Raw genomic sequence first — 19,085 nt, forward strand, 5'->3', positions numbered from 1 at the left:
CCGGGGGCGATCAGCGGCAACGTCCCGTCATAAACGGGAGGGCGATGATGACCGAACGGCATACAGGCGGCTGCCTCTGCGGCGCTGTGCGATTTTCAACGACGGCGAAGCCAGGACCTGTCGTCGGCTGCCATTGCTCGCAGTGCCGCCGGCAGACGGGGTTTTACTACGCCGCGGTCAACGTGGCCCGCGCGGCTCTTTCGATTGATGGCACTGAGGCGGTGCGCTGGTACCGGTCGAGCGAAGAGGCGCAGCGCGGCTTCTGCTCGAATTGCGGCTCCGCGCTGTTCTGGCAGGCGGACGGATCGGCGGAGATTTCGGTCATGGCCGGCGCCTTCGACACGCCCAGCGGTCTTGCCTTCGGCCATCATATCTACTGTGCCGACAAGGGCGATTTCTACGAGATAACGGACGGCTTGCCGCAATATGCGGTGAATCCGACTTAAAGGGCGTCGCGCGACGCCCTTTAAGTCTTTATCTGATGCATGTCGTTGTCCCAAAACCGCTGCACACTTTTGGGCGACATGCATTAGCCCTTGGCGGCGAGCGCAGCTGTGAGGCGGGCCACATCCTCGCGCAGCGCCGTCAACTCGGTCAGCACGCTCATATCGATCTTCTGGTGCAGGGAGAGCACTTCGAGTTCGGCCTTGAGATTGACCTCGTAATCCTTGGCGGCCTCGAAGCGGTCGCGCTCGGCCTGCCGGTTCTGGGACATCATGATGATCGGCGCCTGGATGGCGGCGATCATCGACAGGATCAGGTTCAGAAAAATGAAGGGGTATGGGTCGAAGGGATTCGCCACCAGACCGATGGTGTTCATCAGTGTCCAGACGGCGAGAAAGGCGAGGAAGGCGAGTATGAAGGACCAGGAGCCGCCGACGCGGGCGATGCCATCGGCGATACGCTCGCCGAAGGATGACTCGGCGGACAAGGCGGCGTTGACGTCGGTCGAGATGACCTTGCGCTCGCGCGCTTTCGCCAGCACGCGCTTTTCGACGTCGCCGAGCTCGTTGGCCGCTTTGTCGAAATGATGGTGCACGAAGTCCGAAAAATTAGACATGGCCTGTTTCCGATACCCGTTTATCGATGCGGTCGCTTTCGGCGCCAGTATTCTGGTCCAGAGGTAAATTGCAATGCGTATCGGCGCCGCGGGACACTATGCGCGATTCGTTCATAAAAATTTCGTCACTGCCAGACGCCGCTTTCGGTGCGAACGTGTTGCGGTCGCGAAAGGTGCAGGCTAAATAAATGACATGACACAGGAAAACGCCCTTTCTGATATCTTCCGCATCGCCATCGGCCAGCTCAACCCGACGGTCGGCGATGTTGCCGGCAATCTTGCCAAGGCGCGCGAGGCGCGTGCCGATGCTGCCCGGGAGGGCGCGCATCTGCTCGTTCTGACCGAGCTTTTCATCTCCGGCTATCCGCCGGAGGACCTAGTGCTGAAGCCCGCCTTCATCCGCGCCTGCTGGAAAGCGGTGGAGAGCCTGGCCGCCGAGACCGCCGATGGCGGGCCGGGGGTCATCATCGGCTTTCCCCGGCAGGACGACACCGGGCGCTATAATTCGGTCGCCGTGCTCGATGGCGGCAAGGTGATCGCAGTGCGCGACAAGATCGACCTGCCGAATTACGGCGAATTCGACGAGAAGCGCGTCTTCGATCAGGGCGCCATGCCTGGGCCGGTGAATTTTCGTGGCGTGCGCATCGGCATTCCGATCTGCGAGGATATCTGGGGCGATCTCGGCGTCTGCGAGACGCTCGCCGAAAGCGGGGCCGAGATCCTGCTGTCGCCGAATGGTTCGCCCTATTATCGCGGCAAGGTCGATATCCGCCACCAGGTGGTGCTGAAGCAGGTGATCGAGACCGGCCTGCCGCTTATCTATGCTGCCCAGCTCGGCGGCCAGGACGAACTCGTGTTTGACGGCGCGAGCTTCGCCTTCAACGCCGACAAGTCGCTCGCCTTCCAGATGAGCCAGTTCGAGACGGCGCTTGCGGTGACGACGTGGAAGCGCTGCGACACCGGCTGGCACTGCGCCGAAGGGCCGATGGCGTATATCCCTGAAAGCGAGGAGGCCGATTACCGCGCCTGCCTGCTGGGCTTCCGAGATTACGTCAACAAGAACGGCTTCAAGACTGTCGTGCTCGGCCTTTCCGGCGGCATCGACTCGGCGATCTGCGCGGCAATCGCCGTCGACGCACTTGGCGAGGAGCGGGTGCGCACGGTCATGCTGCCTTACCGCTATACCTCCGAGGATTCGCTGAAGGATGCGGCCGATTGCGCCAAGGCGCTCGGCTGCCGCTACGATATCGTGCCGATCGAACAGCCGGTGACGGGTTTCAGCAGCGCGCTCGCCAGCCTTTTCGAGGGCACGGACAGCGGCATCACCGAGGAGAACCTGCAGAGCCGGGCGCGCGGCGTCATCCTGATGGCGATCTCCAACAAGTTCGGCTCGATGGTGGTGACGACTGGCAACAAGTCGGAAATGTCGGTCGGTTACGCCACGCTCTACGGCGACATGAACGGCGGCTTCAATCCGATCAAGGACCTCTACAAGATGCAGGTCTATGCGCTTTCCCGCTGGCGCAACGAAAACGTGCCGCCGGGTGCGCTGGGACCGTCGGGCGAGGTGATCCCGCGGAATATCATCGACAAGGCGCCTTCGGCCGAGCTGCGTCCCGACCAGAAGGACCAGGATTCGCTGCCGCCCTATCCCGTGCTCGACGATATCCTCGAATGCCTTGTCGAGAAGGAGATGGCAGTCGAGGAGATCGTCGCGCGCGGCCATGATGTCGCGACCGTCCACCGGGTCGAGCATCTGCTCTATCTCGCGGAATACAAGCGCCGGCAATCGGCGCCGGGCGTGAAGATCACCAAGAAGAATTTCGGCCGCGACCGGCGCTATCCCATCACCAACCGGTTCAGGGACCGCTGACGCAATCGAGATCGCTGACGCAATCGAGATCGCTGACGCAATCGAGATCGCTGACGGCATCAAGCTTTTCGGGAGGAAACATGCGCAGCTCGGTTGAGATCTACAATGTCAGGACGGGCAGGGCCCGCGAGGTCTGGCAGACGGACAAGCTGGTGGAGGCGCCGAATTTCTCGCCGGATGGTTCCTACCTGCTCTTGAACGGCGACGGGCTGCTCTATCGCCTGCCGCTCGATGGCGGCGAGGTGGTCAAGGTCGATACCGGCTTTGCCGTGAACTGTAACAATGATCACGGCATTTCGCCTGATGGGACGAAGATCGTCATTTCCGACAAGACTGAATTCGGCAAGTCGGCGATCTATACCTTACCGATCGAAGGCGGTACGCCGCGGCTCGTCACCCAGAACCTGCCATCCTACTGGCATGGCTGGTCGCCGGACGGGCGCCAGCTCGCCTATTGCGGCATCCGCGACGACCTCTTCGATATCTACACCATCTCCGTCGTCGGCGGCGCCGAGACGCGGCTGACGCATGGCGAGGGCCGCAATGACGGACCGGACTATTCCGCCGACGGCCAATGGATCTATTTCAATTCCAGCCGTACCGGGCTGATGCAGATCTGGCGCATCCATCCCGATGGCACCGGGCTCGAACAAGTGACCTCGGACAATCAGGGCAACTGGTTCGCCCATCCGTCGCCCAACAACGACATGGTGCTGCTCCTATCCTACGACCCATCGGTGTTCGACCATCCGCGCGACCTCGACGTGCGGCTGCGGCTGATGGGTATGGACGGCGGCAATCTGAAGACGCTGTTCGAGCTCTTCGGGGGGCAGGGCACGATCAACGTGCCCTGCTGGTCTCCTGACGGCGAAGAGTTCGCCTATGTCCGCTATTTCCCGGCGGCTTAAGCGCGGGTCTGGCGGCGCTCGCGGGCGGATTTTGCCAGGTCTTCCAACACCGCGACCGACATATCCCAGTCGATGCAGCCGTCGGTGATGGACTGGCCGTAAACCAGCGGCTTGCCGGGAACGAGGTCCTGGCGGCCGGCGACGAGGTTGCTTTCGATCATCATGCCCTTGATGTCGCTGTTTCCGGCGGCAATCTGTGCGGCGACGGATTTGACGACGAGCGGCTGGTTCATCGGGTCCTTGCCGCTGTTGGCGTGGCTGGCATCGATGAGGATGCGCGGGGCGACGCCAAGCTTGACGGCTTCGCCGGTCACCGCTTCGACGTCGGCCGCTTCATAGTTCGGCCGCTTGCCGCCGCGTAAGATTATGTGGCAGTCCGCATTGCCCGTCGTCGAGGCGATGGCCGCCTGTCCGTCCTTGGTCACGGCCGGGAAGTGATGCGGCTGCGAGGCGGCGAGGATGGCGTCGAGTGCGACGCGCACGCCGCCGTCAGTACCGTTCTTGAAGCCGATCGGGCAGGAAAGGCCGGAGGCAAGCTGGCGGTGGACCTGGCTTTCGGTCGTGCGCGCACCGATCGCGCCCCAGCTGACGAGGTCGGCGATGTATTGCGGCGTGATCGTGTCGAGGAATTCGCAGCCGGCCGGAAGACCCATCGCATTGATATCGAGCAGCAGGCGTCTCGCAATCCTCAACCCTTCCTCGATGCGGTAGCTGCCGTCGAGATGCGGGTCGTTCATCAGTCCCTTCCAGCCGACGGTCGTGCGGGGCTTTTCGAAATAGACGCGCATGATGATCTCGAGATCGCCGGCGAAACGGCGGCGCTGCTCCTCCAGCCGTGCGGCATATTCTCGGGCGGCGACAGGATCGTGGATGGAGCAGGGGCCGATGACGACGATCAGCCGGTCGTCTTGGCCCCGGAGAATTTTGTGGACCGCATCGCGGTTGCCGGTCACGGTCTTACTGACATCAGCATTGCGGGGAATTTCCGCGATGATATCGGCGGGTTTGGTCAGCGGGGTGATTTCGACGATACGCAGATCATCAATGGTATCAGACACGGTATGGCTCCTGTTTGGTCATACCCGCGCGGAACAAGAAAGCCGCCAGGTAGACTAGCGGCTGTTCGGGTTGTCGTCGCGTCGAATTCAGTTACGCATGGACCCGCATCCGCTGGGAGCAGCGGTACCAATAAAATCCCGAGGCGTAGGTTGACGTGATCGACATGAGGCGTGTGTAGCGCCAAGACCGGGCATTGTCACGTAGAATTTGCCGCCTGAAAAACTGGCGCTCTTGCGGGCGCGCATACCCCCGAAGAAGGCACGCCGCACTCGATCTCGCTCATGCGACGTCTTGCAAGTTTTTGTTGATGCATATCGCCCGAACCGTGCATGCTCCGGGCGATAGGCGTTTTCATTGCTTTCGAATGTCGTTCCTGAGATCAGAGAGCGTCGACGTTCACACCGACGGTAATGGCGCCGATCGGTGTTCCCTTGTCGTCTGATATCGTGACGCTTGCCTGCGACTGCAGCGTCTGGGTCGATTCATCCTTTTCGATCTCATCGACAAAGACGGCGTCCTTGCCGGCGCCGAAGGACTTCTGGAACTTGCCCTCGTCGCCCTGCCAGTAGTCGGAGGTGATGTCGCTTTGGCCGACATTCAGGCCCTTTGCATCCATGACGAAGATCTCGGTGATTTTGCCGCCGGAAGCTTCCTTCTTTGACTGAAGGAATTTCGACAGGGCGTTGTTGAGCACGCCGTCGATCATCGAGTGGTCGGAGCCATCGACTTCCGCGCGCCACTTCTTGTCGAGGGCGTCGATATCGGCCGCGCTCAGATTGGCGTTCGTAGCGTCCTGCGCCTTGATAGCCTCGATGATGGCGGGGTCGTTGAGCCATGGCGTTACGTCGCTCTTCACGTAGTCGAAGATCGGGGCAAGCTTGGCATCCTGTGCCATGGATGCGCCCATGGGCACGGCAAATGCGGTGCAGGCCAAAAGAAATGCGGGCACGATTTTCTTCATAGTGTTTCCTTCCTGATTATGGGTTGCTGCGGCATAAGGCTTATCGAACGAGGATGACGTTAGAACTCCTCCCAGGCACCGGGAGCAGCGGCGACGGCGGCATTTCCTGCATGCCGCTGCACGAAGGCTCTGGGCTCGGGACGAGATTGGCGGGCGGGTTGCATGGATCTGGGCTGGCTGGCTGAAGACGCGCCGACGACGAACCTGCCGGCCGAGTCCTGCAGAAGGCGTCCCTGCTGCAGCAGTTCCTGGCAGGCCGCGTTCGTTTCCTCGACCATTGCCGCATTCTGCTGCGTCGCCTGATCCATCTGGTTGATCGCGCCGTTGATTTCTTGCAGACCCGTCGCCTGTTCGCGGTAGGACTGGACGATGGAAGCGATACTGTCGCTGATGCGGTTGATCTGCTCCTCGATCTTCAGCAGGGCATCGCCGGTTTCGTTCACCAGCCCGACGCCTGCGGCAACTTCCTGGCCGGATACGTTGATCAGGTTCTTGATTTCCTTTGCCGCATTTGCAGACCGCTGGGCGAGTTCACGCACTTCCTGCGCGACAACCGCAAAACCCTTGCCGGCCTCGCCGGCGCGAGCGGCTTCGACGCCGGCATTCAGCGCCAGTAGGTTTGTCTGGAACGCGATTTCGTCGATGACGCCGATGATGCGGCCGATCTGACTCGACGAGGTCTGAATCCGGTCCATCGCTCCGATTGCATCACGCACCACCGTTGCCGAGACATGAGCGCTCCGCTTGGTTTCCTCGACCAGCTTGCCGGCATTTTCGGCTCGCTGCGACGATGTTCTGACCGTGGTAGTCACCTCATCCAGTGCCGCGGCGGTCTGTTCCAATGCTGCCGCCTGCTGCTCGGTCCGCCTGGCGAGTTGATCGGCGGAGGATGCCAGCTCGCTCGACCCGCCTTCGACCGCGACCGAGGCGGTCTTGATCTCTGTCAGCGCAGCCGCGACCGCTTCGACCATGTTGTTGAAATCCTGCCGCAATTTATCGAATTCAGGACCGAGATCGGCCAGGTGTATCGAGAAGTCGCCTGCGGCAAGCTTTTCCAGTGAGTTTGCAAGAGCGGTCATGACCAGCCGCTGGGTGTTGCTGGCCTCTTCCGTGAACAATGCGTTGCGCGCGCGTTCGGCGTCGAGCGAAGCGCTCTGCTCGGCAGCGGCCTGCTCTCTTTCGACCTTCGCGATCGCTTCATGACGGAAAACTTCCAACGCGCGCGCCAGAAAGCCGATCTCGTCGCCATTTTCCTTGTAGGTAACGGGAGAGGCCAAATCGCCTTTCTGCAACGCGCTGATTCGTTCGCTGATCACCCTGATGGGCCGGCCGACCAGGCTGCGCATGGCGAGAAGGAAGGCAACGACGGCCATGGCGGTGATCGCGGACTGCGTGAGCAGCGAAATGAGAACTTTCTGCCTGACTTCGGCAGCGATTTTTTCGACGGACCAGTTGGTGACGATGTAACCGGTGGCCTTGCCCGACTTATCCAGCGGGAGCGGCGCGATGATCGTCACCACGCCGGCAGATGTTCTACCGTCATCGATGGTTGTCTTTTCCGGTTTCGCGCTGAGGCTCTTCGCCAGATCGGCTGGTGCGGGCAAACCACTGACGCCATCGCGCGCCCAGGTATCGACGGCGGTCGGTTCGGCGTTGAATGCGGCAAACTGCACAAGATCGAGCGAGGGGTCGTCGCGGTAGAGCGAATAAGCCTCTCGAACGGCGTTCGCCTTCCCCCATTTCACGCCGCCCGCGGCCAGAGAGGCAAACTGCTCCGCATCCTTGGACCAATTCGCCTTGGCGCCGTCGATCAATGCCCGGGTTTCGTACATCCACGTATAGGTGGCGAAAGCGGAAATGCCGCAGAGGTTGACGGCAACGATAATCGCCGCCAGCTTGGCGGTCAGAGGCATCGTTTTCAGAAATTGGAACATTCCGCGGCGGCCTAGAATTGCGGCTCAGTCGGATATGTTCCCGACCGGCGTCTCAATACGGGCATCTGCGCCGACGGTCACATCACGAGCCCTCATGCCCATGTCCGGATTGCAACCCAAAACGCGCAAACGCAGTGTGTATTTGATGTGTGAATAAATCATAAAGTAGGGAATGCCGAAGCACACGCTTGTCATATTGCCATTGCGCCCGCCGGGAGATCTGTCTTGATCAGCTATTTTCCGCCACGGCCTCTTCGGGCTCGGCGCGCCGGCGCTTGCGGCCGCGCGCCGTCAGTTCCGCGCCGGCATCATGCGGCAGGCGCAGGAAGGTGATGCAGGCCAGTGCCGAAATCGCCGAGACGCTGAAGAAGGCGATATGAAAATCAGAGACCAGCAGCCTGCCGTCGTGAAAGCTGCTCGAAATTTCGAGGATGCCGCCGGCGATCGCCACACCCATCGCCATGGAGATACGCTGGGCAACGGCATTGATCGCGGTCGCCTGGCTGCTGTCGGCGTCGTCGACATCGCCGAAGGCCATGGCGTTGACGCCCGAGAAAGCCATGGAGCGGAACAGGCCGCCGATCAGCAGGCAGGCCATGATCAGGAGCAGCGGCGTTTCGGCGGTGAAAAGGCCGTTGATGCCGAGGAAGATCGCCGCCAGCAAAGTGGTGATTGATATGACGATGCGGAAGCCGAAGGCATTGAAGGTGCGCGAGGCGGCGAATTTCGAGCCCATGGAGCCGAGCGCGCTGACGAAGGTGACCGAGCCCGATTGCAGCGGCGTCAGGCCGAAGCCGAGCTGCAGCATCAATGGCATCAGGAAGGGCAGGGCGCCGAGCCCCATGCGGAAATTCGAGGCGCCGAGGATCGCCGCCCGAAACATCGGGTAGCGGAACATCTTCGGGTCGAGAAGCGGATAGGGCGCGCGGCGAGCATGCAGGAGGTAGAGGAGGCCGGCAAGGATGCCAATCGCAACCGTGACATAACCGTAGATGACGGGCACGGCTGGCAGGCTGATCACCGACACGCCGAAGACGAAGCCGGAGAAGCCGATGCCGCAAAGGAAGAAGCCGGGGAAGTCCATCGGCCGCGGACTGCGTGGCTCGACGGCCGGCAGGAAACGTGTGACGAGAATGATGCCGAGCACGCCGATCGGGACGTTGATCCAGAAGATCCAGTGCCAGGTGAGATAGGTGGTGAGGAAACCGCCGATCGGCGGACCCATGATCGGGCCGATCAAAGCGGGAATGGTGAGCCAGGCCATGGCATCGACAAGTTCGTGGCGCGGCGTTCCCCGGACCAGCAGCAAGCGGCTGACCGGCGTCATCATCGAGCCGCCGGCGCCCTGGATCAGGCGCGAGACGACGAAGGCCGTGATCGAGTTGGAAAAGGCGCAGGCGATCGAGCCGATCATGAAAACGAAGATCGCCATGCGGAAGATGTTGCGCGCGCCGAAGCGATCGGACATCCAGCCGCTGATCGGGATGAAGATCGCCAGCGCCACGAGATAGCTGGTGACGGCGAGCTTCAGCGCGATCGGCGAGGTGCCGATATCGGCGGCGATTGCCGGCAGGCTGGTGGCGATCACGGTCGAATCCATCTGTTCCATGAACAGGGCGACCGCAAGGATCATGGGTGTGAGGCGGGGCACGGGCAACCGAAATGCAAAGAGAAAAAGTCCGGCGTCATGGGCGTCGGTCAGGATCGGTTTGTTTCTAAGGCAGCGACGCGCCTCTGTCCATGAAATCGATGTCGCATGCAGCGTGTCGGTGGCATCGGAGCCGGCTTGCCGCCGCGCCGCTTTCCTGAAATAGATGCGCCGTCAGGTGCCCGCCGATAAGGCGGGAGAATCGGGAATCCGGTGCAAGACCGGAACGTGCCCAACGCTGTAAGGCCGACGCTTGCCGCTTCATCATGCCACTGGCCTCTTGCCGGGAAGGCTGCGGCAAACGGATGACGCCAAGTCAGAAGACCGGCCTGGCAAGATAGACCGATCCGCGCGGACAGCGGGGCGGTCGCGTTGTTGGGGATTTGACGATGCGACCCTTTGATGAGGATGCCCTTTCGGCGGCGTCCGGTTTTTCCTTGGCCGAACGCGAGGCCGTCTATCACGCGATCATGACGCGGCGTGACGTTCGCAGCCAGTTTCGACCCGATCCTTTGCCTGACGATGTTGTGCAGAGGCTCCTGACGGCCGCTCACCACGCACCCTCCGTCGGCTTCATGCAGCCTTGGAATTTCATCCTGGTGAGGAATGCCGAGGTGAGGGCGCAAGTCCGGGACGCCTTTGCCAGGGCCAATGAGGAAGCGGCGCTGATGTTTGAGGGCGAGCGGCAGCAGGCATACCGCTCCCTCAGGCTCGAAGGTATCGTCGAGGCGCCACTCGGGATATGTGTGACCTGCGATCCGACACGCAGCGGCAGTGTGGTGCTGGGGCGCACGCACAATCCGAAGATGGATTCATACTCGACCGTCTGCGCCATCCAGAATCTCTGGCTTGCGGCACGGGCGGAAGGGGTGGGCATCGGTTGGGTCAGCATTTTTCGCGAAGGCGATCTGAAGAGCATTCTCGGCATACCCGAGCACATCGAGGTGGTCGCCTGGCTCTGTGCCGGTTTCGTCGACCGGCTCTATGAGGAGCCGGAACTCTCGGTCAAAGGCTGGCGGCAGCGGCTACCGCTCGAGGAGCTGGTCTTCCACGATGGATGGGGACTGAACACCTAGATAGTCAAGGTGAGCAAACCGATGTCGGTATCGCCGACGCCGGGAGAGGCCGAGGCATCTTTATTCCTGGCCTTCATATCGATACGCTGAAGGTGAAATCCCGGAGTTTCCAAGAGATACTCGGTTATCGGCGGCTCAATCGGAGGATAACGGCCCTATGAACATGATCGACTTGAAGGAACGCATCATCGTAATTACTGGCGGTGCGAGGGGCATCGGCTACGCGATCGCAGAGCGCGTCGTCCAGTCTGGTGGCAAGGTGGCCATCTGGGACTTGAACGAAGACATGGCGAGGGACAGCGCTTCCGCTCTCGGATCCGGCACAGTCGCTTTCGGCGTCAATGTCGCAGATCCCCTATCCGTGAAAAACGCGGCGGCGACGACCGAGGAGATTTTTGGCCGTATCGACGGCCTCGTCAATTCCGCCGGGATTACCGGTCCGGTAAAACCCACGATCGAATACGATGTCGGCGAGTGGAAAGACGTCGTCGATGTCTGCCTCACGGGAACCTTTAACTGCTGCCGGCACGTCGTTCCGGTCATGTCAAAGCGCGACTACGGGCGGATCGTGAACATCTCTTCGGTTGCGGGCAAGGAAGGAAATCCGAACATCGCCGCCTACAGCGCAGCGAAAGCTGGTGTGCTGGGCTTCACCAAGTCTCTTGGCAAGGAACTCGCAAAGACGGGAATCGCCGTGAACGCGGTAACGCCGACCACAGCAAAGACACCTATATTGGACGGGCTGACAGCCGAATTTATCGAATATATGCGCGTCCGCATTCCTCGCGACCGTTTTGTCGAACTTCGTGAGATCGCTTCGATGGTCGTCTGGCTGCTCTCCGAAGAGAACTCCTACACGACCGCATCGACCTTCGACCTGAGCGGCGGTCGTACGACCTACTGACCCATTCAATCACTGCTGCTGTTGCGGCTGCGGGCCCGGTGCTGCCGGATTGGCGAGGTCGATCGAGCCCTGATCGCCGGCCAGAAACTGCGGGCCGACCTGACGGACGCGGTTCTGCGTCGGATCGTAGGGGCGCTCGGGAAAGGATGATTGCGGCGCGGCGGCTGCGGTATCCTTCGCCGGTGGATTGGTGCGAATGGTACTGATCGAGCCCTGCTGCGGCGGTTCGCTCACCGCCTGCTTGCCGCGCATCTCCTCGTAATAGGCGGTGAGATTGCAGGCGCAGGCGGACTTTTCCCCGGGCGTGCGGTTCTTGTAGGCAAAGGCGTTCTTCATGGCGCTGTAGGGCGTGCCCGTTGCGACCGAGATCATGTTCGAGGCTTCGGTGCTTGTCACGTCACGATAGAACAGTTCGGTCTCGATGCCCGGGCACATCTTGGCGCAGGTCTGGGCGTCGCGGCCGAAATCGACCGACGTGGCGTTCGAGCTGATCGGGAAGAAGCCGCCGTCGCAGCTGCGCACGCACATGGTGCTGACCGGCGAGAGCATCTCGGCCCGCGGCAGGCCGTAGCGCGGATCGACCTCTTCACCGCCGCCGAGCGGGATGAAGGTATCGGTGCGCATCGCCTGTTCCTCGACGCTCGGAGCCGGTTCATTGGCGCTGCGATCGCTCGGAGCATAGAAGTTTTCGCTGTTGCAGCCATTGCGGTCGAGAGCCGCGACCAGTTCGCGGCGCGTGCCGTCATCAGCGCCGTTTTGGCCGGCGAGTTCGTTGCGGCGGTCCTGGAGATAGCGGATATTGTCGATCATGCGGGCTTCGGACTGCGCGAGTTCGGCGCAATAATCGGCATTCTCGCCGCCGATCACGACCATGCTGCCCGAGGTGCAGTCATTGCTGCGCAGCTCGTTGCGAACCTTGCGCAGCTCAAGGTTCTGTTCGGCCATGGCGCTGGAATATTGGCGCGCCTCCGGGCCGTTGCCATTGCCGATCGATCGCGGCAGGTCGGCAAGGCGGCCGCGCAGGTCCTCACAGACGGCGCTGCTTTGCGCGGCGGCCGGCGCCGCAAGGGCAAGGAGAAGGGCAAGAGACAGGTTTCGGCGTTTCACGGCGTCGTCCCGGAATGAGCAAAGAATCGATCGGTCGATTGCGGCGCTGATCGCCGCGGGTTTCTCTTAGGGTATTTCTCTTAATAAGCTGGAATAAATACTTAGCGTATTTTCGCGATTTTATCCAGCGGACAGCCAGAGACCCGGTATTCGACTATGAAGATGCTGCCGATGGTAATCAACGAGGCTAAGTGCTCCACTCCAATCTCCTCAGTCGCTTGGGGAACGTACTCATATCCGGACGTCGAAAATGACAGGTATTGCCAACGAACTCAGCTCCCCCGCAACGACAGTCGGGCTGCCGGAAACCCAACACGGCTTTCACGTCTTCGTGGACGGTTGTTATGAACCCGGTTTCGGGCAAGGAGGCTGGGCTTTCGTCGTCTATCGCGATGCCGTGGAAATCGCCTCCGGCTTCGGTGGGGCTGAAGATTCCGCCAATAATTCGATGGAATTGACCGCCGTCCTCAGGGCGGCAATCTGGATCAACAGCGAGGCAAGCGGCGAGCCCGCGACCATCTGGTCCGATTCCGTCTATGCCGTCAAAGGCTGCAACAGCTGGCGACATATCTGGAAGAACAACGGCTGGAAGAAAAGCAGCCCGAATGGGAATGCCCGAAGGCGAACGATCGCCAATGCGGAACTCTGGAAAGCAGTCGATCTTCAACTATCCCAGAATGCACTCATGACCATTGTCTGGTGCAAGGGCCATTCCGGCATTGCAGGTAACGAACGCGCCGATGTGCTCGCGGATAAAGGGCGCCTGTCGATACGGAGTGCCTGAGACGGCATCAGGACATGTGTCGGGACGACTTCAGCGTCTTTACGCTGTGTTGCGGGCAACCGGCTCAAGCCGGTTGCGATGCCTCGACGACGGCGAGTGCCGCCATATTAACGACGCCGCGGGAGGTGACCGAGGGGGCGAGGATATGGGCGGGCAGGGCGGTGCCGAGCAGGATCGGGCCGACATGCAGGCCGTCGGTCATCGACTTCACCACACCGAGGGTGATGTTGGCGGCATCGAGGTTTGGGAAGACCAGGAGGTTCGCCTCATCGTGCAACGTCGTGTCCGGCATGACGCGCTTGCGCAGCGCTTCGGTGATGGCGCTTTCGCCGTGCATCTCGCCGTCGACCTCGAGGTCGGGCGCGGCTTCGCGCACGAGCTGCAGGGCGTTGCGCATCTTCGTGGCGCTTTCGGACTCACGCGAGCCGAAATTGGAATGCGAGACCAGGGCGGCGCGCGGCGTGAGGCCGAAACGGCGGATTTCCTCGGCCGCTAGCACAGTCGCCTCTGCGACCTCCTCGGCGGTCGGATTGAAGGTGACGTAGGTGTCGGTGAAGAAGGTGGCGCCGCGCTGCGAAATCATCAGGCTGAGGGCTGAAAAATCGCGGACATCTTTGCGCTTGCCGATGATCAGGCGGACGTCGCGCAGATGCTTCTCGTAACGCCCTTCCAGGCCGCAGATCAGCGCATCGGCCTCGCCGCGCCTCAGCGCCAGCGCGCCGATGACGGTGGTGTTGGTGCGCACGATCGTGCGGGCCGCCTCCGGGATGACGCCGCGGCGGCCGACGAGGGAGAAATAGAGATCGACATATTCGCGGAAGCGCGGATCGTCTTCCGGATTGATGACTTCGAAATCCTGCAGCGGCCGGATGCGCAAGCCGTATCGCTTCAGGCGCGTCTCGATGACTTGCGGGCGGCCGATCAGGATCGGTTCGGCAAGGCCTTCCTCGAGCAGCACCTGGGCGGCGCGCAGCACGCGCTCGTCCTCGCCTTCGGAAAAGATGACGCGCTTGCGTTCGGCGGCCTTGGCCGCGGTAAAGATCGGCTTCATGACGAAGCCGGAGCGGAAGACGAAGCGGTTCAGCTGGTCGAGATAGGCGTCGAAATCCTGGATCGGGCGGCGTGCCACGCCGCTCTGTTCGGCGGCTTTGGCGACTGCAGGTGCGATGCGCAGGATCAGGCGCGGATCGAAGGGCGAGGGGATGAGATAGTCAGGGCCGAAGACCGGAGTTTCACCGGAATAGGCGCGGGCGGCGACATCCGACGGTTCTTCGCGGGCAAGGGCTGCGATAGCGCGCACGGCCGCCATCTTCATTTCCTCATTGATCGTCTCGGCGCCGCAATCGAGCGCGCCGCGGAAGATATAGGGGAAGCAGAGGACGTTATTGACCTGGTTGGCGAAATCCGAGCGGCCGGTGCAGATCATCGCGTCGGGGCGGGCGGCACGGGCGAGATCGGGCATGATCTCCGGCGTCGGATTGGCAAGCGCCATGATCAACGGCTTGTCGGCCATCTGCGCCAGCAGCTCCGGCTTCAACACGCCGGCGGCCGAAAGGCCGAGGAAGACGTCGGCGCCGCCGATATTTTCGGCGAGCGTGCGCGTATCGCTCTTCTGGGCATAGATGGATTTCCATTCGTCCATCAGCTCGATACGGCCCTCATAGACGAGGCCTTCGAGATCGTGGACCCAGATGTTTTCGCGTCTTGCTCCGAGAATGACCAGCAGGTTGAGGCAGGCAAGGGCGGCAGCACCGGCGCCGGAGGCGACGATCTTGATGTCGGCGATGTTTTTGCCGGCGAGTTCCAACCCGTTCAGGATCGCGGCGGCGACGATGATCGCCGTGCCGTGCTGGTCGTCGTGGAAGACGGGGATCTTCATCTTCTCGCGCAGGCGCCGCTCGACCTCGAAACATTCCGGGGCCTTGATGTCTTCGAGGTTGATGCCGCCGAAAGTCGGCTCCAGCGAGGCGATGGTCGAGACCATCTGGTCGACGCCCGGGGCATCGATCTCGATATCGAAGACGTCGATGCCGGCGAATTTCTTGAAGAGCACGGCCTTGCCCTCCATGACCGGCTTGGAGGCGAGCGGGCCGATATTGCCGAGGCCGAGCACGGCGGTGCCGTTGGAGATGACGGCGACGAGATTGGCGCGCGAGGTGTATTCGGCCGCCATCTCGGGATTGTCGCGGATGGCAAGGCAGGGGGCGGCAACGCCGGGCGAATAGGCGAGCGCCAGGTCGCGCTGGTTGCCGAGCGGCTTGGTCGCCTGGATCTCAAGCTTACCGGGGCGGGGATAGCGGTGGAAGAAAAGCGCCTGTTCGTCGAGATCGCCGCTCGTCAGGTTCTTTTCTGTCTTCGATTTTTCCGGGTGATCCATCGCCGCCTCCGTGCACGTCTTTTGAGCTCCCTCCATACATCAATCGGATACGGGCGACAGTATGGAAATGGCGGAGTTGGCGAGTTTTTGTCCGGGCAACAAAAACATCCCGTCCGTGAGGACGGGATGTCGGTCCTGCCGATCGATGAGATGACCTCAGGCGGCGATGTTTATCCAGGCAGGGGCGATGACGGTTCCGCGGCCGAGGCCGTAGCCGAGGCGGATATTGAGCATGCCGAGCGGCTCCAGGAGCTTGGCAGCATCGAGGCCTCCGGTCTTTTCGACGGCAAATCCTGCGTCCACGACCAATCTGGAAACCTTTTCCACCGCGTCTTCGTCATTTCCGGCGACAAATACCGGCACCTTGGCCGTGGCATCGCGGGACGCGTTGAAGAGCTCGGCGAAGATGGTGTTGAAAGCTTTGACCACTTTGGCGCCGGTCGCGGCATTCTGGATTTTGTCGGCGGCGGAGATCTCGTGGCCGAAGAGCAGACCGGAGAAATCGGGCTTCAGGGGATTGCTGATGTCGACGACGATCTTGCCCGAGAGCGACGGCGAGGCGGCGATCTCAAGAGCACTGGCATAGGGAACGGCGAGGATGACGATCCCCGCGGCGGCGATCGCGTCTGCAATGGTGGCGCTTTCAACGCCGAGGCTTTCGGCAAGGCTGCGCGCGGCCTGATCGTTACGTCCCGCGACGATCAGGTCAGTCTTCCCGGCAAGGCGTGAGGCCAGGCCCTTGCCCATGTTTCCGATGCCGATAATTGCAGTCTTCATCGTTCGGTCTCCTGTTTCCGATGTGATGGTCACAGGGGTACATCCGAAATATTCCGTCGTTAATTGCATTGATATCGATAACAGAGATGCATAAAAGTATCGAATGCCCGATCTTCTGAACTTGCAGACGCTTATTGCCGCCGCGACATCGGGGAGTTTCGCCGCCGCCGCGAAACGTCTCGGTATTTCGCCTGCCATGGTCGGCAGGCGCATCCAGGCGCTGGAGCATGAGTATGGGGTCAAGCTGATCGAACGCACGACGCGTACGCAGCGGCTGACCGAGGTCGGGTCCCGTTTCCTGGTCAAGGCAAACAGAATCATCGATGAGTTGGAGGAACTCAACGACATCTCCCGGCCTGACGCCGAGGCCATGTCGGGACGCCTGCGTTTAAGCGCTCCGACGACACTGGGGATCAAGCGGCTTGCGCCCGTTATGGCCGAACTCGCGGAGCGGCATCCGGCACTTTCGGTCGAGCTCAATCTCAGCGATCGCAATGTCGACTTGGTGGCCGAGGGGTATGATCTGGCGATCCGGATCGGCAAATTGAAGCCCTCGTCGCTCATTGCGCGGCGCGTCGGCAGCTATCATTTTGTCTGCTGCGCCTCTCCGGCATATCTCGATAGGTTTTCCATGCCGGAGAGGCCCGAGGATCTTCGCCTTGGCCGCTGCATCCTCAACCTCAATCTCGTGCCTCGAGACGAATGGCCGTTCGCGACAAAGGACGGTGAGAGTTTCACGGTTGGGGTTCGCGGCAACATCGAGATCGACAACGGAGAGGCGCTGCGGATGGCGGCGCTCGGCGGGGCAGGCATCATCTACGTTCCGGTGGATCTCGTGGCGGAAGACATAGTGGATGGCCGACTGGTGGAAGTTCTCGCCGGCTGGCGGAAACTGGTGCTGCCGATCCACGCCATTCATCCGTCACGCCGGTTCGTACCCGGAAGGATCGGCGCGGTCATTGAGGCCATTGCGCGGGGGCTGCGGGATTAGGGATTGTTCCGCCGCATGCGTCGATTGCTTCCCAGGCATCGATTTCCCATGAAAATTCAATGAGAAGCCGCTTCCTTTCGTTTTGGGGGCAGAGGGCTAATCCTTTTCGAAACTTGTTTGACGACCGCAGCAAGCGCAAAATGCCGGCCGCGACGGTGCGGGGCGCCGGTCGTATGGAGGAAATCATGGACAATTTGAACCTGACGACCCTGCAAAGGGGGCAGACGATGGTCAATGACGTGGCCATCGATGCCTTTGCCGCCGGATTTCGCGGCAGTCTCCTGACCAGTAAAGACATGGATTACAACGAGGCGCGGGCGATCTGGAATGCGATGATCGACCGCAGCCCCGGGCTCATCGCGCGATGCGCGGGTGCTGCCGATGTCGTGCGGGCGGTGCGGTTTGCACGCGACAACAATCTGCTCCTTTCGGTGCGCGGCGGTGGGCACGGCATCGCCGGCAATGCCGTCTGCGAGGGCGGCGTCGTCATCGACCTGTCGGCGATGAAATCGGTGCGGGTCGACCCGCAGACGCGGCGCGCCAGGATCGAGCCGGGCGCCACGCTTGCCGATGTCGACAAGGAAACGCTGGCCTTCGGGCTGGTGCTGCCGACCGGCATCAATTCGACGACCGGCATTGCCGGACTGACGCTCGGCGGCGGCTTCGGCTGGCTGACCCGCAAATTTGGGCTGACGCTCGACAATCTGCTTTCGGTGGACGTGGTGACGGCCGACGGCGAGTTGGTCAAGGCGAGCGAGACGGAAAAACCGGATCTCTTCTGGGCGCTGCGCGGCGGCGGCGGCAATTTCGGCGTCGTCACATCCTTTGAATTCAAACTCAACCCGCTCAATCCGGAGGTGCTCGCCGGGCTGGTCGTGCACCCCTTCGCCGATGCGGAGAAGGTGCTGAGGGAATACCGGCAGGCGCTGGAAGCGGCACCTGACGAACTGACCTGCTGGGTGGTGATGCGCCAGGCGCCGCCGCTGCCGTTCCTTCCCACTGAATGGCACGGCAAGGAGATCGTCGTGCTCGCCATGTGCTATTGCGGAGACATCGCGGCGGGCGAAAAGGCGACAGCCAGACTGCGCGCGATCGGAAATCCGATTGCCGACGTCGTCGGTCCGGTGCCGTTCACCGGCTGGCAGCAGGCCTTCGACCCGTTGCTTACGCCCGGTGCGCGCAATTACTGGAAGAGCCAGGATTTTGCCTCTCTCTCTGATGTCGCGATCGAGGTGCTGCTCAACGCCGTGCGCAAGCTGCCCGGGCCGGAATGCGAGATCTTCATCGGCCATGTCGGCGGCGCGGCCGGCCGCGTGGCCACCGAGGCGACCGCATTTCCGCAACGAAGCTCGCATTTCGTCATGAATGTGCATGCGCGCTGGCGGGAAACCGGGATGGATGGAAGCTGCACAGGCTGGGCGCGGGATCTGTTCGAGGCAACCAAGCCGCATTCGGTCGGCACCGCCTACATCAACTTCATGCCCGAAGACGAAGGCGATCGCGTCGAGACCGCCTACGGCGCCAACTACGCTCGCCTTGCCGAGATCAAGCGGCGGTACGATCCGAACAATCTGTTCCGGATGAACCAGAACGTTAAACCGATGGCGGCAGTGCGAGCTGCCTAGC

At 61.7% G+C, this 19,085-nt stretch carries 16 protein-coding genes and 1 riboswitch; of the genes, 8 read left to right on the plus strand and 8 right to left on the minus strand.

Annotated elements, in window-relative coordinates:
- The first annotated feature begins 47 nt into the window (after nucleotides 1-47).
- Nucleotides 48-446, plus strand: coding sequence for a GFA family protein (locus tag OLZ32_RS01765; protein WP_264395384.1), 399 nt, complete (start codon nucleotides 48-50; stop codon nucleotides 444-446).
- A gap of 83 nt (nucleotides 447-529) precedes the next feature.
- Here the strand turns inward: OLZ32_RS01765 and OLZ32_RS01770 are convergent, their stop codons facing one another.
- Entirely contained in the window at nucleotides 530-1,060 is a 531-nt protein-coding gene (locus tag OLZ32_RS01770; RefSeq protein ID WP_264395385.1) for a DUF1003 domain-containing protein, read from the minus strand.
- Nucleotides 1,061-1,253: 193 nt separating this feature from the next.
- Between OLZ32_RS01770 and OLZ32_RS01775 the strand changes: the two genes are divergently transcribed.
- Nucleotides 1,254-2,933 carry an NAD+ synthase gene (locus OLZ32_RS01775; RefSeq protein WP_264395386.1) on the plus strand — a complete coding sequence of 560 codons (1,680 nt, stop codon included), beginning with the start codon at nucleotides 1,254-1,256 and terminating at the stop codon, nucleotides 2,931-2,933.
- Nucleotides 2,934-3,013: 80 nt separating this feature from the next.
- Nucleotides 3,014-3,841 carry a TolB family protein gene (locus tag OLZ32_RS01780; protein WP_264395387.1) on the plus strand — a complete coding sequence of 276 codons (828 nt, stop codon included), beginning with the start codon at nucleotides 3,014-3,016 and terminating at the stop codon, nucleotides 3,839-3,841.
- Here the strand turns inward: OLZ32_RS01780 and OLZ32_RS01785 are convergent.
- The 4 genes from OLZ32_RS01785 to OLZ32_RS01800 all read right to left on the minus strand — a co-directional run bounded on the left by OLZ32_RS01785 (nucleotide 3,838) and on the right by OLZ32_RS01800 (nucleotide 9,428).
- A complete protein-coding gene (locus tag OLZ32_RS01785; RefSeq protein ID WP_264395388.1) occupies nucleotides 3,838-4,899 on the minus strand; it encodes a 3-deoxy-7-phosphoheptulonate synthase in 1,062 nt (353 codons plus the stop codon). The two genes, OLZ32_RS01780 and OLZ32_RS01785, sit on opposite strands and share 4 nt — an antisense overlap.
- A 380-nt stretch (nucleotides 4,900-5,279) precedes the next feature.
- Nucleotides 5,280-5,861 carry a hypothetical protein gene (locus OLZ32_RS01790; protein ID WP_017988510.1) on the minus strand — a complete coding sequence of 194 codons (582 nt, stop codon included), beginning with the start codon at nucleotides 5,859-5,861 and terminating at the stop codon, nucleotides 5,280-5,282.
- A 59-nt stretch (nucleotides 5,862-5,920) separates the two neighbouring features.
- On the minus strand, nucleotides 5,921-7,795 hold the full coding sequence (locus tag OLZ32_RS01795; protein ID WP_264395389.1) for a methyl-accepting chemotaxis protein: 1,875 nt from the start codon (nucleotides 7,793-7,795) through the stop codon (nucleotides 5,921-5,923).
- 229 nt (nucleotides 7,796-8,024) lie between these two features.
- Nucleotides 8,025-9,428 carry an MFS transporter gene (locus tag OLZ32_RS01800; RefSeq protein ID WP_264395390.1) on the minus strand — a complete coding sequence of 468 codons (1,404 nt, stop codon included), beginning with the start codon at nucleotides 9,426-9,428 and terminating at the stop codon, nucleotides 8,025-8,027.
- Nucleotides 9,429-9,602: 174 nt separating this feature from the next.
- Nucleotides 9,603-9,790, plus strand: a riboswitch (cobalamin riboswitch).
- A 42-nt stretch (nucleotides 9,791-9,832) separates the two neighbouring features.
- Between OLZ32_RS01800 and bluB the strand changes: the two genes are divergently transcribed.
- A complete protein-coding gene (gene bluB / locus OLZ32_RS01805; RefSeq protein ID WP_264395391.1) occupies nucleotides 9,833-10,519 on the plus strand; it encodes a 5,6-dimethylbenzimidazole synthase in 687 nt (228 codons plus the stop codon).
- Nucleotides 10,520-10,676: 157 nt separating this feature from the next.
- Nucleotides 10,677-11,423, plus strand: a complete 747-nt coding sequence (locus OLZ32_RS01810) for an SDR family NAD(P)-dependent oxidoreductase (protein WP_264395392.1) — start codon at nucleotides 10,677-10,679, stop codon at nucleotides 11,421-11,423.
- Between the two features lie 9 nt (nucleotides 11,424-11,432).
- On the opposite strand, the gene OLZ32_RS01815 is transcribed toward OLZ32_RS01810, so the two are convergent.
- On the minus strand, nucleotides 11,433-12,530 hold the full coding sequence (locus tag OLZ32_RS01815; protein WP_264395393.1) for a DUF2865 domain-containing protein: 1,098 nt from the start codon (nucleotides 12,528-12,530) through the stop codon (nucleotides 11,433-11,435).
- 250 nt (nucleotides 12,531-12,780) lie between these two features.
- On the opposite strand from OLZ32_RS01815, the gene OLZ32_RS01820 reads away from it, so the two are divergent.
- A complete protein-coding gene (locus tag OLZ32_RS01820; protein ID WP_264395394.1) occupies nucleotides 12,781-13,314 on the plus strand; it encodes a ribonuclease H family protein in 534 nt (177 codons plus the stop codon).
- Nucleotides 13,315-13,378: 64 nt separating this feature from the next.
- On the opposite strand, the gene OLZ32_RS01825 is transcribed toward OLZ32_RS01820, so the two are convergent.
- Nucleotides 13,379-15,691 carry an NADP-dependent malic enzyme gene (locus tag OLZ32_RS01825; RefSeq protein WP_264395395.1) on the minus strand — a complete coding sequence of 771 codons (2,313 nt, stop codon included), beginning with the start codon at nucleotides 15,689-15,691 and terminating at the stop codon, nucleotides 13,379-13,381.
- A 156-nt stretch (nucleotides 15,692-15,847) separates the two neighbouring features.
- Nucleotides 15,848-16,468, minus strand: coding sequence for an NADPH-dependent F420 reductase (locus OLZ32_RS01830; protein WP_264395396.1), 621 nt, complete (start codon nucleotides 16,466-16,468; stop codon nucleotides 15,848-15,850).
- A gap of 103 nt (nucleotides 16,469-16,571) precedes the next feature.
- On the opposite strand from OLZ32_RS01830, the gene OLZ32_RS01835 reads away from it, so the two are divergent.
- Together OLZ32_RS01835 and OLZ32_RS01840 are read left to right on the plus strand one after the other, a co-directional pair.
- Nucleotides 16,572-17,459 (plus strand): LysR family transcriptional regulator, encoded by an 888-nt coding sequence (locus OLZ32_RS01835; protein WP_264395397.1) that lies wholly within the window; start codon nucleotides 16,572-16,574, stop codon nucleotides 17,457-17,459.
- 185 nt (nucleotides 17,460-17,644) lie between these two features.
- Nucleotides 17,645-19,084 (plus strand): FAD-binding oxidoreductase, encoded by a 1,440-nt coding sequence (locus tag OLZ32_RS01840; RefSeq protein ID WP_264419525.1) that lies wholly within the window; start codon nucleotides 17,645-17,647, stop codon nucleotides 19,082-19,084.
- The last annotated feature ends 1 nt before the right edge of the window (nucleotide 19,085 follow it).

Origin of the sequence: Rhizobium acaciae, assembly GCF_025941625.1 — a bacterium.
Taxonomy (GTDB): Bacteria; Pseudomonadota; Alphaproteobacteria; order Rhizobiales; family Rhizobiaceae; genus Rhizobium; species Rhizobium acaciae.